At 69.8% G+C, this 16,228-nt stretch carries 16 protein-coding genes; 8 read left to right on the top strand and 8 right to left on the bottom strand.

The features are described 5' to 3' along the window. Positions 1-1,233 precede the first annotated feature (1,233 nt). The gene (locus OG884_RS18190) at positions 1,234-2,007 is read right to left on the bottom strand and encodes an oxidoreductase (protein ID WP_326646554.1); all 774 of its coding nucleotides are present in this window, start codon (positions 2,005-2,007) and stop codon (positions 1,234-1,236) included. Between the two features lie 338 nt (positions 2,008-2,345). Here OG884_RS18190 and acs point away from each other — a divergent pair, with 338 nt between their 5' ends. From acs to OG884_RS18170, 4 genes are all read left to right on the top strand, one after another. Continuing rightward, positions 2,346-4,331, top strand: coding sequence for an acetate--CoA ligase (acs, locus tag OG884_RS18185; RefSeq protein WP_326646553.1), 1,986 nt, complete (start codon positions 2,346-2,348; stop codon positions 4,329-4,331). A 661-nt stretch (positions 4,332-4,992) separates the two neighbouring features. After that, positions 4,993-5,460: a phage holin family protein gene (locus OG884_RS18180; protein WP_326646552.1), complete on the top strand. Its 468-nt coding sequence runs from the start codon at positions 4,993-4,995 to the stop codon at positions 5,458-5,460. Further along, positions 5,457-6,380 carry an alpha/beta fold hydrolase gene (locus tag OG884_RS18175; protein ID WP_326646551.1) on the top strand — a complete coding sequence of 308 codons (924 nt, stop codon included), beginning with the start codon at positions 5,457-5,459 and terminating at the stop codon, positions 6,378-6,380. The genes OG884_RS18180 and OG884_RS18175 overlap by 4 nt, the downstream gene beginning before the upstream one ends. Then, entirely contained in the window at positions 6,377-6,880 is a 504-nt protein-coding gene (locus OG884_RS18170) for a DUF309 domain-containing protein (protein ID WP_326646550.1), read from the top strand. Before OG884_RS18175 ends, OG884_RS18170 begins: the two co-directional genes overlap by 4 nt. A gap of 47 nt (positions 6,881-6,927) precedes the next feature. On the opposite strand, the gene OG884_RS18165 is transcribed toward OG884_RS18170, so the two are convergent. Further along, entirely contained in the window at positions 6,928-8,124 is a 1,197-nt protein-coding gene (locus tag OG884_RS18165) for a MarP family serine protease (RefSeq protein WP_326646549.1), read from the bottom strand. A 72-nt stretch (positions 8,125-8,196) separates the two neighbouring features. Between OG884_RS18165 and OG884_RS18160 the strand changes: the two genes are divergently transcribed. Then, a complete protein-coding gene (locus OG884_RS18160; protein ID WP_326646548.1) occupies positions 8,197-8,748 on the top strand; it encodes a HEAT repeat domain-containing protein in 552 nt (183 codons plus the stop codon). Here the strand turns inward: OG884_RS18160 and OG884_RS18155 are convergent. Both OG884_RS18155 and nth read right to left on the bottom strand, forming a co-directional pair. Beyond that, positions 8,698-9,342 (bottom strand): NUDIX hydrolase, encoded by a 645-nt coding sequence (locus OG884_RS18155; RefSeq protein ID WP_326646547.1) that lies wholly within the window; start codon positions 9,340-9,342, stop codon positions 8,698-8,700. The two genes, OG884_RS18160 and OG884_RS18155, sit on opposite strands and share 51 nt — an antisense overlap. Before the next feature lie 118 nt (positions 9,343-9,460). Beyond that, positions 9,461-10,180, bottom strand: a complete 720-nt coding sequence (gene nth, locus OG884_RS18150; protein ID WP_326646546.1) for an endonuclease III — start codon at positions 10,178-10,180, stop codon at positions 9,461-9,463. A gap of 87 nt (positions 10,181-10,267) precedes the next feature. Here nth and OG884_RS18145 point away from each other — a divergent pair, with 87 nt between their 5' ends. Then, complete coding sequence (locus OG884_RS18145; RefSeq protein ID WP_326646545.1) at positions 10,268-10,948, top strand: Crp/Fnr family transcriptional regulator; 681 nt, start codon at positions 10,268-10,270, stop codon at positions 10,946-10,948. Positions 10,949-10,999: 51 nt separating this feature from the next. Here the strand turns inward: OG884_RS18145 and OG884_RS18140 are convergent, their stop codons facing one another. The 4 genes from OG884_RS18140 to OG884_RS18125 form a co-directional block, all read right to left on the bottom strand. Next, a complete protein-coding gene (locus OG884_RS18140) occupies positions 11,000-11,788 on the bottom strand; it encodes an MBL fold metallo-hydrolase (protein ID WP_326646544.1) in 789 nt (262 codons plus the stop codon). Beyond that, on the bottom strand, positions 11,785-12,621 hold the full coding sequence (locus OG884_RS18135) for an NUDIX hydrolase (protein ID WP_326646543.1): 837 nt from the start codon (positions 12,619-12,621) through the stop codon (positions 11,785-11,787). Before OG884_RS18135 ends, OG884_RS18140 begins: the two co-directional genes overlap by 4 nt. A gap of 433 nt (positions 12,622-13,054) precedes the next feature. After that, the gene (locus OG884_RS18130; protein WP_326646542.1) at positions 13,055-13,513 is read right to left on the bottom strand and encodes a RidA family protein; all 459 of its coding nucleotides are present in this window, start codon (positions 13,511-13,513) and stop codon (positions 13,055-13,057) included. Next, a complete protein-coding gene (locus OG884_RS18125) occupies positions 13,510-13,665 on the bottom strand; it encodes a DUF4177 domain-containing protein (protein ID WP_012887236.1) in 156 nt (51 codons plus the stop codon). The genes OG884_RS18130 and OG884_RS18125 overlap by 4 nt, the downstream gene beginning before the upstream one ends. A 432-nt stretch (positions 13,666-14,097) precedes the next feature. Between OG884_RS18125 and OG884_RS18120 the strand changes: the two genes are divergently transcribed. Both OG884_RS18120 and OG884_RS18115 read left to right on the top strand, forming a co-directional pair. Beyond that, positions 14,098-15,102 (top strand): ArsA-related P-loop ATPase, encoded by a 1,005-nt coding sequence (locus OG884_RS18120; protein ID WP_326646541.1) that lies wholly within the window; start codon positions 14,098-14,100, stop codon positions 15,100-15,102. Then, a complete protein-coding gene (locus OG884_RS18115; protein ID WP_326646540.1) occupies positions 15,099-16,226 on the top strand; it encodes an ArsA family ATPase in 1,128 nt (375 codons plus the stop codon). Before OG884_RS18120 ends, OG884_RS18115 begins: the two co-directional genes overlap by 4 nt. Positions 16,227-16,228 lie beyond the last annotated feature (2 nt).

The raw sequence follows: 16,228 nt of genomic DNA, 5'->3' as shown, positions 1-16,228 counted from the left end.
CCCGAGGTACCGAACGCCGTACTGTGGACAACCTGCTCCGGGGTGACCCGGCCTGTGGAAAACCAGCGGCCGTGAGTCCGACCTGGGAGGCACACGAGCACGAAGACCTCCAGGTGCCGGGCGAACGGATTCCGGGCGAACGGGTACCGGGCGAACGGGTACCGGGCGAACGGGTACCGGGCGAACGGGTACCGGGCGAACGGGTACCGGGCGAACGGGTACCGGGCGAACGGGTACCGGGCGAACGGGTACCGGGCGAACAAGTGCCGAGCGAACAAGTGCCGAACACCTCAGTGGGTCCGCCTCGCACGTTCACGTGCCGAAGCGTCACCCCCGGGGCCCTCGTACCGAGAAGGAGCGGGCCGGGAGGGTGGTGCCACCGGGACGGGAGCGGTGGCCCGGAAAAAAGGCGACCCCCGCCGGGGGGAGGGCGGGGGTCGCCGAGCGGTCCGGCTCCGGGGGGGTAGAGCCGGTCCCGTTTCAGAAGAAAGCTTCAACGGCCAACCGGAGCATGGCAAGGGATTGCGGTGCAACCTGTGCGCACTTACTCCAGGTTGGGGAGATACCAACTCATGCTGCCCGATCAACTCAAGTTTCGTCGAGGAGTAATCATCAATTTCCACTAGTTTTTTAGTGTAACGATCCAGTCTCCGGATATGGCCCGGCCCGGGCACGCTCCCCGCGCGGGCGAACCCCGACTACGTTCAGTGATCGCACCGGAGCCCCGGCCCGCCCGCCGCAGGCGGCATCGGTCGACCTCGCACGACACAGGGCGGCATAAGGATGGGTTTGCTGATTAATGTCCCTCGATCCGCAAAGGTTTTGCCCCTAGGGGTTCCCATCAGCGCGGATCGGACGTACAAAGGTTGCACGGACCACGTGTCCGGGCACGACCGCCGGGTACCCACGCGCCGTCAGCCGCGGGAGGCGCGTTGAAGCGGGCTTGTCCCGTTTCAACGATTATCAGGTGCACGCTTGGTAACCCGGTAGGAACGTGCCGACGACGGCGCCCCCTACCAGGGGCGCCGTCGGCTCGTGTGGACAGGTGTTCGGTGGGTGTCCGTAATCGACGACCCCGGGTGATCGGACATGCGCGGGTAGCGGCCACCGAGGTGCCCGACCGCCCTCATCGCGACCGTCCGCCCCCCTGCCGTGACCGTCCGCCCCCCTGCTGGGATCGGCGCCTCCCCCAGAGGTCAGCCTCGCTCCTCAGAGGTCAGCCTTCCCCGGAGGTCAGCCTCGCTGCATGGCCTCGCAGATCGCCGTGGCCTCACGCACGCCCAGCGTGACCGCCGTCGCACAGTGTCGTACCCACGCCGCCACGCCCTCGGGGGTACCGCTCAGGTATGACCGCAGTCCCTCCCCGTAGGCCGGGCCGAGTTCGAGGTGGCCCACCTCGACGGCCACCAGCGATTTCGGGTCCAGGCCGAACTCCACCAGCGTCAGCCGCTCCGCCGCCCGCGCGACCACCCCGTCCGCCGACCCGAACGGGCGCAACACCGCCAGTTCCGCGTGCACGACGGCGGCGAGCACCAGCGCCGGCGCCTTCGAGGAGGCCGTCACCAGCTGGACAAGACCGTCCACCCGCGCCACCGCCTCCTGCGGTTCGGGCGCGGCCCCCAGACCGAGTGGATCGGACGCCTCGGCCGTGGCCCGGGGGCGGCCGAGGTCCTTGGTGAGCCCCGAGGCGGCGAGCGTGTGCAGCCTGGCCAGCACCTGGCGGGGCGCCGTGCGCCAGGTCGGGCCAAGCCGCCCCAGTTCGGCCGAGACGCGCAGCGCGCCTTGTACCACCGGGTCGGTGACCTCGGGGATGACATCGAGCGGGATGTCCACGCCTTCCAGTGCGGCTGACGCGCGGGCACCGCGCAGAGCGGACCTGGCCGACACCTCCGGGCTCTTACGCCGCAGTACACGGTGCCCGTAAAGCCGGTCGACGGCCTTGCGCGCGTCGGTGACCGCCTCGGACACTCCGGGCATTCCTGCGATGACAGCCAATGGGTCGCTCACGCTGCCCGACCCTATCGGGGCCGCTCGACGGGACCTCGACCAGGCTCCGGGGCCATCCCCGCCTGCTAAGGAAACCCGTGACAGAACCGTTCGCCGAGCGCATGACACCGTCCGGCGCACCGCCGCGTGACTATACATTGAATAACGCCGTCTACCTTCCTAAGGTGTCGAAAACACAACATTTCCAGAGTGGTCGCCCCTAAAAATCAAGGCGTTTTGATTGCCCATGAGGCCTTGTCACCGATTGGTACAGACCTGTCTAGACCTCTTGTGGCAAGCACCGGTGGCCTGGTGAAGTGGGACACGACCCGTCGATAGCAGTATGTGAGGAGTGCGTAGTGGCCCCGGAGACCCCTGGTTCCGAGACTCGTGAGACCCAGGAGACGCTGTCGAACCTGCTGAACGAGACCCGGCGGTTCGCCCCTCCCGCAGGTCTGGCCGCGGCCGCGAACGTGACCGCCGAGGCCTATGCGGAGGCCGAGCAGGACCGTCTCGCCTTCTGGGAGAAGCAGGCCGACCGTCTGACCTGGTCGAAGCGCTGGGACACCACCCTTGAGTGGAACCCGCCCTTCGCCAAGTGGTTCATCGGCGGCGAGCTCAACATCGCCTACAACTGCGTCGACCGCCATGTGGAGGCGGGCCGCGGTGACAAGGTCGCCTATTACTGGGAGGGCGAGCCCGAGGGCGACAGCCGCACGCTCACCTACGCCGACCTGCGGCGCGAGGTCTCCAAGGCAGCCAACGCGCTCCAGGAGCTGGGCGTCGGCAAGGGCGACCGGGTCGCGATCTACATGCCGATGATCCCCGAACTGCCGATCACGATGCTGGCCTGCGCCCGTATCGGAGCGATCCACTCGGTCGTGTTCGGCGGGTTCTCCTCCAGCGCGCTCAGCGGCCGGATCAAGGACGCGGACGCCAGGATCGTGGTCACCGCCGACGGCGGCTACCGTCGCGGCGCGCCCAGCGCGCTCAAGCCGACAGTGGACGAGGCGGTCGCGGAGTGCCCCGGCATCGAGCACGTCCTGGTCGTGAGGCGGACCGGCCAGGAGGTCGGCCAGACCGACAAGGACGTCTGGTGGCACGATGTGGTGGACCGGCAGTCCGACGTCCACGAGGCGCTGCCGAACGATGCCGAGGATCCGCTCTACATCCTCTACACCAGTGGCACGACCGGTAGGCCCAAGGGCATCCTGCACACCACCGGCGGCTACCTCACCCAGGTCGCGTACACCCACAACGCGGTCTTCGACCTCAAGCCCGACACCGACGTCTACTGGTGCACCGCCGACATCGGCTGGGTGACGGGCCACTCCTACCTCGTGTACGGCCCGCTGGCCAACGGCGCGACCAGCGTCATCTACGAGGGCACCCCGGACACCCCGCACCGCGGCCGGTTCTGGGAGATCGTGCAGAAGTACGGGGTCACGCTGCTCTACACCGCCCCGACGGCCATCCGCACGTTCATGAAGTGGGGCGACGACATCCCCGCCAAGTACGACATGTCGTCCCTGCGGATCCTGGGCAGCGTCGGCGAGCCGATCAACCCCGAGGCGTACGTCTGGTACCGCGAGCACATCGGTGGCAACCGCACCCCGGTCGTCGACACCTGGTGGCAGACCGAGACCGGCGCCATCATGATCAGCCCGCTGCCCGGCGTCACCGAGGGCAAGCCCGGCGCGGCCATGCGCCCGCTGCCGGGCATCACCGCCGACGTGGTCGACGACCAGGGCCGCAGCGTCGGCAACGGCGGTGGCGGCTACCTCGCGATCCGCGACCCGTGGCCGTCGATGCTCCGCACGATCTGGGGCGACGACCAGCGCTACATCGACACCTACTGGTCCCGCTTCGAGGGCATGTACTTCGCGGGCGACGGCGCCAAGAAGGACCAGGACGGCGACATCTGGCTGCTCGGCCGCGTGGACGACGTCATGCTCGTCTCCGGGCACAACATCTCCACCACCGAGGTCGAGTCGGCGCTGGTCTCCCACCCGAAGGTCGCCGAGGCGGCCGTGGTCGGGGCCACCGATCCGGTGACCGGGCAGGCCATCGTGTCGTTCGTGATCCTGCGCGGCAACGCCGAGGAGGGAGCGGACATCGCCGCCGAACTCCGCGCCCACGTGTCCAAGACTCTGGGCCCGATCGCGAAGCCCCGCCAGATCCTGGTGGTGCCCGAGCTGCCCAAGACCCGCTCCGGCAAGATCATGCGGCGTCTCCTGCGCGACGTGGCGGAGAACCGCAGCATCGGCGACGTCACCACGCTGGCCGACAGCACGGTGATGAATCTCATCTCGGAGAAGCTGCCCAGCGCCAAGAGCGAGGACTGAGCGAACCGGAAGACCCGGGTGGGCCAGGAGCCATGGCCCACCCGGGGTCTGCCCACCCGGGGTTTGCCCTCCCGCGACGGAGGTTCGCACGCTCGGGCGCTCCACCCGCCGCCCCCGTGATATTCGGCGACCCGCGATGTTCGGCGATCTCGTGATGTTCGCCGTCCCGCGAGGTTCGGCGATCCCACGAGGTTCGGCGCCCCGCCGCCGGGGTAGCCCTCGGCCGTGCCAACCTCCCCACCGGTGCCGTCATCCGGCGCCGGAAACGAATCGGCTGGCAGAGTTCTCACAGCCCGCCGCCGTCCCGGTCAGGGCGCGGGGCGGAAAACCACCCGGTGGTCCTGCCCGGTCTCCGCACCCCGCCGGTCTGAAGGGCTCCGCCGGTCTGAAGGGCCCCGCCGGCTTGAAGGGCCCCGCCGGCCCGAAGGAACGCCCGGTAGCGCGGATTTCCACCACCGGACGGCTGGGACCTCACCGACCCCCGTACGGCCGGACTAAAGTCTGAAGTCTTGACGACGCAGATATTCGATGACACATGCGCGATTACCACAGCCGTGCTCGCGACACCGGCTCCGGCGACGATCCCACCGCGGGTGTGCGTGCACGACCGCCTCAGGGCGCAGCATGATGTTCGACAGAGGCCCTCGATAGGAGACCGTCCATGACACATATTCCGCCCGCGGAGCCACAGGAGGAGTCACTGGGCGCGCTGGTCGCCGCGGCCACTGACCACATGTCCACCCTGGTCCGCGCCGAGATCGAGCTGGCCAAGGCCGAGCTGAGGTTCGATGCCAAACGGGTCGGCGTGGCGGCGGGTCTCTTCGGTGCCGCGGCGTTCATGGCCCACCTGTGCCTGATCCTCGCCTCGTTCGCGATCGCCTACGGCCTGGTCGCCGCAGGCATGTGGACCTGGCTCGCCTTCCTGATCGTCACCGTGTTCTATCTGGTCGTGGCCGGGCTGCTGGTCTTCGTCGGCGTTCGGCGGCTCAAGGGCCTGACCGGAATGAGGCGGACCCTGCGCTCGCTCAAGACCATCAAGAGCGGAGCCGAACTCGACTCCGTTCCCGCCACTCCGGTCACGGCCGGTCAGGTGGGCAGCCATCGCGACCCGGTGAGACCGGGCCAGTGAGCAGACCCGACGAGTCCATGGTCAGGGTGGAGGGTCCGTGGACCCACCACGCCGTCCATGCCGGAGGCACTCGCTTCCACGTCGTGGAGGCCGGTACGGGCCCTCTCGTGCTGCTGCTACACGGCTTCCCGCAGTTCTGGTGGAGCTGGCGCAACCAACTTGTCTCGCTGCCGGCCGCGGGCTACCGCGCCGTCGCCGTCGATCTGCGGGGCTACGGCGCCAGCGACAAGCCGCCACGTGGCTATGACCTGTACACCCTGGCCGCCGACGCGGCCGGGCTGGTCAGGGCACTGGGCGAGAGCTCCGCGATCGTCGTCGGCCACGACTGGGGCGGGCTGCTCGCCTGGACCATGGCCGTGAAGGATCCGAAGGCGGTCCTGCGGCTGGTCACCGTCTCCGCGCCACACCCCCGCCGTCTCCGCGCCGCGCTGTTCACCGAGCCGTTCGGCCAGTTCCGCGCGGCCCGCTACGCGCTGGGGTTCCAGCTGCCGGTGCTTCCCGAGCGGCGCCTGACCGCCGACTCCGGCGCCATGGTGGGGCAGTTGCTGGAGAAGTGGTCGGCTCCCGGCTGGCCGCAGGAGGAGGTGGCGAAGGTCTACCGCGACGCGTTCCGCATCCCCAACGTCTCGCACTGTGCGCTGGAGTACCACCGCTGGTTCGGCCGCTCCCAGCTCCGCCCGGACGGGTGGCGCTACGCGAAGACCATGCGCGCCCAGATCAACGTACCGACTCTGCAGTTGCACGGCGCGCTCGACAGGCATGTCCTGCCCCGTACCGCCCAGGGCTCGGGCCGCTACGTGGCCGCTCCCTACCGGTGGCGGCTGCTCGAAGGCGCCGGGCACTTCCCGCACGAGGAGCGCCCGGCGGAGTTCGACGCCGAGCTCCTCGCCTGGCTGTCCGATCCGGAGCCCGACCGGTGAACGGGCGGGACCGGGATGCCGACGGGAGGCCGCGCAACCGGCGTCCCCGCGACGCGTTCGGGAGGCCGCTGCCGCACGGCGCGGAGGGCGTGGAACGCATCCCGGACGACTACGCGCCGAGCGCGGCGGAGGCCGTCTCCGAGGCGCATCGGCTGCTCGGCGAGGGACGCCCGTTCCACGCCCACGAGGTGCTGGAGGGCCGCTGGAAGAACTCCCCCGCCCAGGAGCGCGAGCTGTGGCAGGGACTGGCGCAGATCTGCGTCGGCCTCACTCACCTGCAGCGGGGCAACCGCAGGGGAGCCGCGACGCTGTTCGCCCGGGGCGCCGACCGGATCAGCCGGTACGGCACCCCGTACGAGGAGATGGCCGTGGCGGCCGGGAGGCTGGACGACCTGGACGCCGAAACGGCCATCGCCGTGATCAGAGACTTGATCCGGCACCGGGTTCCGCCAAAGGGGGCGAGCCCAGGGGCCTCCCCGGATGGGACGTCCGTGGCCTGATCACCTGCCGCCCGACGCGCCGATCACCTCACCCGGCCAAGACCTGATCAGTTCCGGGTGCACTTCTGGGTGTCCACCCGATTGGACAACGTGGAACCGTCCTCGGCGTCCGGCGCCACTTCGGCGGCGGTCAGCACGAATCCGGTCTCCGCCCTGTCGGTGGCCGCCGCGAAGACGACGCCGTAGACCTTGCCGTCGGTGGTGAGCAGCGGCCCGCCGGAGTTGCCCTGCCGGACCAGGCCGCGGATCCAGTAGACATCCCGGTTGACGGTCTTGTGCTCGTAGATGTTGGGTCCCTGAGCCTTCTGCCGGTCCCTGATCCGGGCCGGGCTCATGGTGTAACCCTGGCCGTGCGGGAAGCCCGCGACGATGGCGTCGTCGTCCTTCTTGGCCGTGCCGTCGAAGCGCAGGATCGGCAGGTTCATGCCGGGGACGTGCAGGATCGCGATGTCCCTGTCGGGGTTGTAGAGCACCACCTGGGCCGGGTGGACGTTGTTGAGGTGGTCGATGACCTGAAGGTCCTGGTCGACCCCGGCGACCACGTGCGCGTTCGTCATGATCTTGTTCTGGGCGTAGACGAACCCGGTGCCCTCGATGTGCTTGCGGCAGCTGGCGGCCACGCCCTGGACCTTGACGATGCCCCGGCGGGCCCGCGAGAGCGCCGCGCTCTTCGGCGCGCTCCGGTCGGGTGGCGCGACCTCGACGAACTGGCCGCCCGCTATGCCGTCGAACACCCTGGGAAAGCCGGAGGTGTCGATGAAGTCCTTGAAGGGCTTCTGCAGGTCCCTGGCCAGCTTCGGCATCGTCTGATCGACCGTGTTGATCAACAGGGACTTACTGACCTGCTCCCCGAGCAGCGTGAACTGCGAGGAGGTGATCAGCGAGCCGATCAGCCACGCGATGATCAGCACTGAGAAGGCGCTCGCGAAGGTGCCGCCGACCGCGTCGACGATCTTGGCGGGCTCCCAGGTGACATGGCTGCGGACCACGGCGCCGATCGTCGACGACGCGAACTGACCGATCGTGGCGGCGAGGAAGACGATGACGATCGCCAGCAGCGCCCGCTCGGTCTCACCGTCGACCACCGCTCCGGCGATGGGCGGGGCGATGAACATGCCCAGCAACCCGCCACCGACAAAACCGACAAAGCTCAGGGCCCCGATGATGAACCCCTGGCGGTATCCCGACACCGCGAAGGCCACCATCAGGGCGATCAGGATGAGGTCGAGGAGATCACCGCTCACTCCTTTACGGTATCCAGCCCTTGCCCCGCGCGTGCACACCTTCTGCGAGGTCTCTGCGGTTATCGTGGCCGAATGGCGATGATCGGAGGAGCGGCGACCGTGGGGGCTCTCATCGAGACCGCGCTGCGGGAGCGAGATCAGGAGGGCGCGGCCCGCTGGCGCGTGATCACCCAGCTGCAGGAACGGGGCGATCTGGAGACCTTCACCGCGGCACGGAGACTCTGCTCGGGAAAGACCACGGCCGAGCGGATGCTCGGGGTCGACATCCTGGGGCGGCTCGGCTTCGTCGACCGGACCCTGCCGGTGCTTCGCGGCCTGTCGGTCCGTGAGGAAAACTGCCTGGTGCTCTACTCGGTACTGATCGCCTTCGGCCACCTCAGGGACCGCCGCGGGCTACCGTCGGTGATCGCCCTCTCCGAACACGCCGATCCCCGGATCAGGTACGGGGCCGCCTACGCGCTGCCGAACATCATGGGCAACCCACCCGACCCGACGGGCCTGGCAGCGCTGCGACGGCTGACCCTCGATCCCGACGGGGACGTGGCCGACTGGGCTCGACTGGGCCTGGCCCTGTCAACGGGACGCGAGGTTGAGGACGTCGGGCGGGATGTCCTCGATCCGTGAACGATCCCAGGGAAGCTCGAAACCCGAACGGCCGAGCACACCGTCGAGCACTCCCGCGGTGAACCCCCACACCAGCAGCCCGCGCACCCGGAAAGCCGGCCCCGAGTAACCACTCGGATGGCGCAGCCTGATCCGGTTGGCCGGGTCGACGAGCTCGCGGATCGGGACCCGCTCCACCGACTCCACCTCGTCCGGCGAGGCCGCGTGGACCACGCAGGGCGTGTGCCACCAGGCCAGCACCGGGGTCACCCGGTTGTCGCTGCGGCTCACGTACAGCTCGGGCATGGTCCCGATCACCTGGACGCCCGTCGGATCCAGACCGGTCTCCTCACCGGCCTCGCGCAGCGCGGCGGCGATCGGGCCGTCGTCCTCCGGGTCCACCCCGCCGCCCGGGAACGCGGGCTGCCCGGCGTGTGTGCGCCCGCGTGAGCTCCGCTGGATGAGCAGCACGTCCGGACCGAGCGGCCCCTCGCCGAAGAGCAGCAGCACCGCGGCCGGGCGCCCGCCGGCCGCCGGCGGACGCATCATCGAGGGCACCGGCGTTCCCGCGACCCGCTCCGCCAGCGTTTCCAACCATCCGGGAACCTCTTCCACGGGCACACCTCCGGTCCTCTGCAACACGGCGCCCCGCTCCGCGCTTCCCGGGCCCGGCGGGATGGTAGCGGATCCACCGGGACCGGGAAGCGGTCTTACCGCACCGATGAAGGAAAGATCACGAGAAGGGGCCGGGACGCACCAGCTTGGCGGCCTGGGCGGGGTCCGTGGGGCCGATGCCGTACGAGGGGCAGAGCTCGGCGAGCGGGCACACTCCGCAGGCCGGCGTGCGGGCATGACAGACGCGGCGGCCATGCCAGATCAAGCGGTGGGACATCATCGTCCAGTCGCGCTTCGGTATGAGCTCGGCGACGACCCGCTCGATCTTCACCGGGTCGGTCTCCGAGGTCCACCGGAAGCGGTGGGTGAGCCGCTGGAAGTGGGTGTCGACGGTGATTCCGGGCACCCCGAAGGCGTTGCCGAGCACCACATTGGCGGTCTTGCGGCCGACTCCCGGCAGGGTCACCAGATCCTTGAGCTTTCCCGGGACCTCGCCGCCGAAGCGCTCACACAGGGTCTGGGCCATGCCGATGATGCTGTTGCTCTTGGCCCGGAAGAACCCGGTGGGCCGGATGATCCCCTCCAGCTCGGCCCGGTCGGCACCGGCATAGTCTTCTGCTGTGGGATATTTCACAAAAAGGGTAGGAGTGACCGTATTGACCCTTTTATCCGTGCACTGTGCGGACAAGATCGTCGCAACCAGCAGCTCAAGAGGATTGCCGAAGTCAAGCTCGCAATGGGCGTCGGGATAGGCCTTCGCCAAGATCCGGTCCATTCGCCGAGCTCGACGTACCAGGGCAAGCTGGGATTCACCACCGGGGCTGACATTGCGGAGCACTCCGACAGCCTACGCTCAAGGCCCCCCGCAGAGCCGCTCGGTGGGATGGGTCACAATAACTGCGTGAGCCGTGAAACAGGAGGCACTGTGAACTCCGACGACGTGCTGGGCAAGGCCCCTCTGTTCGCCGCGCTCGACCGTGAGAGCGCCGCCGCGCTGCGCACGAGCATCTCCGAGGTACGTCTCGCCAAAGGGCAGACCCTTTTCAGCGAGAACGAGACCGGAGATCGCCTCTACGTGGTGCTCGAAGGCAAGATCAAGCTCTCCCGTACCGCACCCGACGGCCGGGAGAACCTGCTCAGCGTGCTCGGCCCGAGCGAGATGTTCGGCGAGCTTTCCCTGTTCGACCCCCGTCCCCGCACGGCGTCCGCCACAGCGCTGACCGACGTCCTGCTGGCCGGGCTCGGACACGACGACCTGCGCCCCTGGCTGACCGGCCGCCCCGAGGTCGCCCTTCACCTGCTGCGCGCCCTGGCCCAACGCCTCCGCCGTACGAACGACGTGCTGGCCGACCTGGTCTTCACAGACGTTCCCGGACGGGTGGCCAAGGCCCTGCTGGACCTGGCCGATCGTTTCGGCCAGCGGGTCGACGACGGCGTGCGGGTCCACCACGACCTCACCCAGGAGGAGCTGGCCCAGCTGGTCGGCGCCTCCCGCGAGACCGTGAACAAGGCGCTGGCCGACTTCGCCCAGCGCGGCTGGCTGCGCATCGAGGCCAAGGCCGTGGTCATCATGGACCTGGAGCGGCTGCACAACCGTTCGCGCTGACCGGTCGGGCCGCACGCGGCCCAGGCTCTGTCCCCCTTGAGGAACGGAACACTAGCCGTCCAGATAGGCGAGCTGCGCGCGGACCGACATCTCGGCGGCGAACCAGAGGGACCTGTCCACGTCCGCGTAGACGATCTCGACGATCTCGCGAGGCGTCGCCGCCCCCCGCTCCCTGGCCTCCCGGATCTGGTCCAACCGACGCCGCCGGTGCGCGATGTAGCCGTCGAGCGCGCCGATCGGATCGGGGAGCACCGGGCCGTGACCGGGCAGCAGCGCCTCGGCCCCGACCTGCTCGGCTCTCGCCCGGAGCAGGTCCAGGGAGCGCAGGTAGTCGGCCAGGTCGCCGTCCGGCGCGATCATGGTGGTGCCGCGGCCGAGCACGGTGTCGCCGGTGAGGATCGCCCTGTCCTGTGGCAACCAGAAGCAGAGCGAGTCGAACGAGTGGCCTGGCGTGCCCACCACGTGCAGCTCCAGGCCTCCTGCCGTGAGCACGTCGCCGTCGCCGAGCCCCTCCTCACCCAGCCGGTGCGCGGGATCCAGTGCCCTGACGGGCGCGCCGACCAGCCCCGCGAACCTCGCGGCACCACCGCTGTGGTCATGGTGCCCGTGGGTCAGCAGGATCGCGACGACCCGGCGGCCCTCCAGCCGGCCCGCGACCCGCGCGAGGTGCTCCTCGTCGTCGGGGCCGGGGTCGACGACCAGCACCTCCTCCCCGAAGCCGATCACCCACGTGTTGGTGCCGTCCAGGGTCATCTCCGAGGGGTTCGGGGCGAGAAGGTTGAGCGCGTGTTCCGTACCCGCCCCGTCCGGCCCCTCCAGGGGGATCCGCAGCCCGCTCACCGGGCACCGAACTCGTAGTCGTCGTCGAGCACGATGCGCATTTCCCCGTCCACCTCGGCGATCTTGGGCATGAAGGTCACGATCTCACGCTCGGCCGCGAGCGTCTCGGACACCTTCTCGTAGGCGCACAGCTCGGTGAGCGTGCGACAGGTCGGGGGCATCAGGAAGATCTGGCCCGCCCTCCCCTGGTCGAGCGCATCGGCGGGCCGGACCCAGACCACCTGGTCGGCCTCGCCGCCGACATCGCGGGTGAGCTGGCCCGGCGGGAGCGCCGCGACGAAGAAGCGGGTGTCGAAGCGCTTGTTCTCGACCTCGGGGGTGATCCAGTGGGCCCAGGGACGGAGCAGGTCGGAGCGGAGGACCAGGCCGCGCCCGCCGAGGAGGTCGGCGAAGGACAGGGTCCTGTCGATCAGGGCGAGCCGGTCGGCCTCCCAGTCGTCGCCGGTGGTGTCGGCCACGACGGACTCCGCGGACGGCCCGGCCAGCAGTACCCCCGACTCCTCGAACGTCTCCCGCACGGCGGCGCACACCAGGCCCCGCGCGGTCTGCTCGTCCGCGCGGAAGATCTCACCCCAGGCCGCGGGCGAAGGACCGGCCCAGGTGATTTCCTGGTCGGTGTCGCGCGGGTCGACCGACCCGCCGGGGAAGACGTAGGCCCCCGCGGCGAAGGCCATGCTCGCCTTGCGCCGGATCAGGTAGACCTCCACCTGGTCGGCGTCCTCGCGGAGGATGACCACGGTGGCGGCGTCTCGTGCGGGGACGGGCTCCGTCCGCCCGGCCAGAATGTCGCGCGCACGCTGACCGAACTCACCGGGAAGCGGGATACCGCCCATTTGAGACCCTCCGCCAGAACATCACTCGGTTTCCGGGTCCATCATGTGACACGGCACCGCCCCGGACAATCACGGGGTCCCCACCGGCGCCCACCTTCCCGAAGCGCCGCCCCGGACAATCACGGGGTCCCCGCCGGCGCCCACCTTCCCGAAGCGCCGCCCCGGACGATCACGGGGTCCCCGCCGGCGCCCACCTTCCCGAAGCGCCGCCCGCCAGGGCAGTACGACTGGCATGGCCACCGGCGGGCCTCCACGCTTTCCACGGCACCTCCACCGCTCTCGGCGGCACCTCCACGGCCCTCCAGCGGCCCTCGGCGGCCCTTCATGGCCTCGGGCGGGTCTCGCCGACGGTCAGCCGCCGGCGAGCCTCCACGCCCGTCAGGGCCGCGCTGACGCCGGGGCGTCCACTGACCTCAGCGAACCTCAGCGAACCTCAGCGAACCTCGGCGATCAGCTCGACCTCGACCGGCGCGTCCAGCGGGAGAACGGCGACACCGACCGCGCTCCTGGCATGCCTGCCCGCGTCACCGAGCACCGCGGTGAGCAGCTCGCTGGCGCCGTTGACGACCTGCGGCTGGCCGGTGAAGCCGGGGGCGCTGGCCACGAACCCGACCACCTTGACGATCCGCACGATGTTCGACAGTCCTCCGGCCGCCGACGCGACCGCGGCGAGAGCGTTGAGCGCGCAGACCCTCGCGAGCTCGTAGGCGTCCTCGACGTCCACCTCGGCGCCGACCTTCCCACTGGCCGTCAGCTTGCCGTCCACCATCGGAAGCTGCCCAGAGGTGTAGACGTGGTCACCTGAACGCACCGCCGGGACGTACGCCGCCAGCGGCGGCACCACTTCCGGCAGGGTCAGGCCCAGCTCCGCCAACCTCTCCTCGGCCGTCACTGCTTCGGCCGCTTCAGGTAGGCGACCAGCTGCTCGGGGTTGGGCCCCGGCACGACCTGGACGAGCTCCCAGCCGTCCTGGCCCCAGTTGTCGAGAATCTGCTTCGTCGCATGTACCAGCAACGGCACTGTCGAGTACTCCCATTTCGTCATGCGGGACACATTAGCGAGACCGCTCCCGCCAGGCGGCCCACTACCGGCCCACTACCGGCCCACTACCGGCCCGCGAGCGGCCGGTATGGCTCGGGCCCTCCCCGGTACCGCCGGAAGCGGACCGATGATCAGGGCTGTCCACTGTGAGAATCTACATATTTACTTTCCGCATCCGATCGATTAGCGAGGAGCCCGCACCCGGTTCCCCGGGCCGCGTGCCCGCCCCCCGGACGGGTACGGCTCCATGCCGTCCGGCCAGCACCGCCTTGCTGACCAGTGTGATCGGCGAAGGAAGCCCCCCGATCACCTTCGGCACAGGCGCCCGCGACCGGGCGTGCCCGTCTCACGCCCGCCAGGTGACGGCGCCGTCGCGAGATCCGCGGGGGAAGGCGCCGGAGAGTTGCCAAGTAACCGTTGGGTAGCCTTCGAAAGGTGAGAGCTCGCGACACCGATTGGGACGGCGTACGCCTTCACGTCGTCACCGGCAAGGGCGGCACCGGCAAGACGACGGTGGCCGCCGCACTCGCGCTCGCCCTCGCGGCGGGCGGCGGCAAGGTCCTGCTGGTCGAAGTCGAGGGCCGACAGGGAATCTCCCAGGTCTTCGACCTGCCGCCGCTGCCGTACGAGGAGCGCAAGATCGCCGTCGCGCCCGACGGCGGGGACGTCTACGCGCTGGCCATCGACCCCGAAGAGGCGATGCTGGAATATCTTGAGATGTTCTACGGCATGCGCAGAGCCGGCAGGGCACTCAGCAAGATCGGCATCGTCGACTTCGCCACCACCATCGCCCCCGGATTCCGCGACGTCCTGGTCACCGGCAAGACGAGCGAGGCCGTCCGGCGCAAGGGCAAGGACGGGAAGAGGATCTACGACGCGGTCGTGCTGGACGCACCGCCGACCGGCAGGATCGTGCGCTTCCTCAACGTCACCAACGAGGTCGCGGGGCTGGCCAGGATCGGCCCGATCAAGAACCATGCCGACCTGGTGAACGGCGTCGTGTCCTCTCCCGAGACCGCCGTGCACTTCGTCACGCTCCTGGAGGAGATGCCGGTCCAGGAGACCCTGGACGGCCTGAGCGAGCTCCGCGCCGCCGGGCTTCCACAGGGGGGCGTCTTCATCAACATGGTCCGCGAGTCGCTGCTGCCCGGCTCCGTCCTGGAGGCCGCCGCCGAGAACCGGTTCGACCCGGCGGAGCTGGCGCTCGGTCTCAAGGCCGCGGGGCTCACCGACGGCGGCTCCGCCGCGGTCACGATGGCCGAGGCGCTGACCGAGGAGATCGCCGAGCACGCCCGCCGCACCGAGCTTGAGCGGGACGAGAGGCTGACGCTGCAGGAGGCCGCACGCCCCAGCTACGAACTGCCGCTGCTGGCCGACGGAGTGGACCTGTCCGGGCTGTACGAGCTGGCGGAATCGATCCGCACCCAAGGAGCAGCGTGAAGACCCCTCCGGTCCTCGACCTTGACGCGATCGTCGACGACCCGCACACGCGGATCATCGTCTGCTGCGGTTCCGGCGGCGTCGGGAAGACCACCACCGCCGCGGCCCTGGGACTGCGCGCGGCCGAGCGCGGCCGCTCCGCCGTGGTGCTCACGGTCGACCCCGCGCGGCGGCTGGCCCAGTCGATGGGGCTCACCGAACTCGACAACACTCCCAGGCTCGTCGTGGGCGTCGAGGGCGAGGGCCGGCTGCACGCCATGATGCTCGACATGAAGCGGACCTTCGACGAGATCATCGAGGCGCACGCCGACCCCGAGCGAGCTCGCCAGATCCTGACGAACCCCTTCTACCAGTCCCTCTCGTCCAGCTTCGCCGGCACGCAGGAATACATGGCCATGGAGAAGCTGGGCCAGCTCCGGCGGTCGGACGACTGGGATCTGATCATCGTCGACACCCCTCCGTCCCGCTCCGCGCTCGACTTCCTGGACGCCCCCGAGCGGCTCGGCCGCTTCCTCGACGGCCGGCTCATCCGGCTGCTCATGGCCCCCGCCAAGGCCGGGGGACGGAGCGCGTTCAAACTGTTCAACGCGGGTTTCGGCATCGTCGCCGGAGCGCTGAACAAGCTGTTGGGCGCCCAGGTCCTCAAGGACCTGCAGACGTTCGTGTCCGCGCTGGACGCCGTCTTCGGCGGTTTCAGGGCACGGGCCGACCAGACCTACCGACTCCTGCAGGCCCCGGGAACGGCGTTCCTCGTCGTGGCCTCGCCCGAGCGCGACGCGATACGCGAGGCGTCCTACTTCGTGGAGAGGCTGGCCGAGGAGCGCATGCCCCTGGCGGGTCTCGTGGTCAACCGGGTGCACCGCTCGCCCGCGGGCGTGCTGTCCGGGGCGCGGAGCACCGCCGCCGCCGAAGACCTTGAGTCGCGCGGCGAGCACGAGCTCACCTCCGCCGTACTGCGGCTGCACGCGGACCGGATGCAGCTGGCCGCTCGCGAGCAACGCGAGCAGGAACACTTCATCTCCGCCCATCCCACGGTGCCCGTCGCACGGGTCCCCGCCATGCCGCAGGACGTGCACGACCTGGAAGGGCTGCGCGAGGTGGGCAACCTGCTGGCCGCCCAGTAACC

The sequence above is a fragment of the Streptosporangium sp. NBC_01755 genome, from assembly GCF_035917995.1.
GTDB lineage: Bacteria > Actinomycetota > Actinomycetes > Streptosporangiales > Streptosporangiaceae > Streptosporangium.
This window is presented reverse-complemented; position numbering and strand designations above follow the sequence as displayed.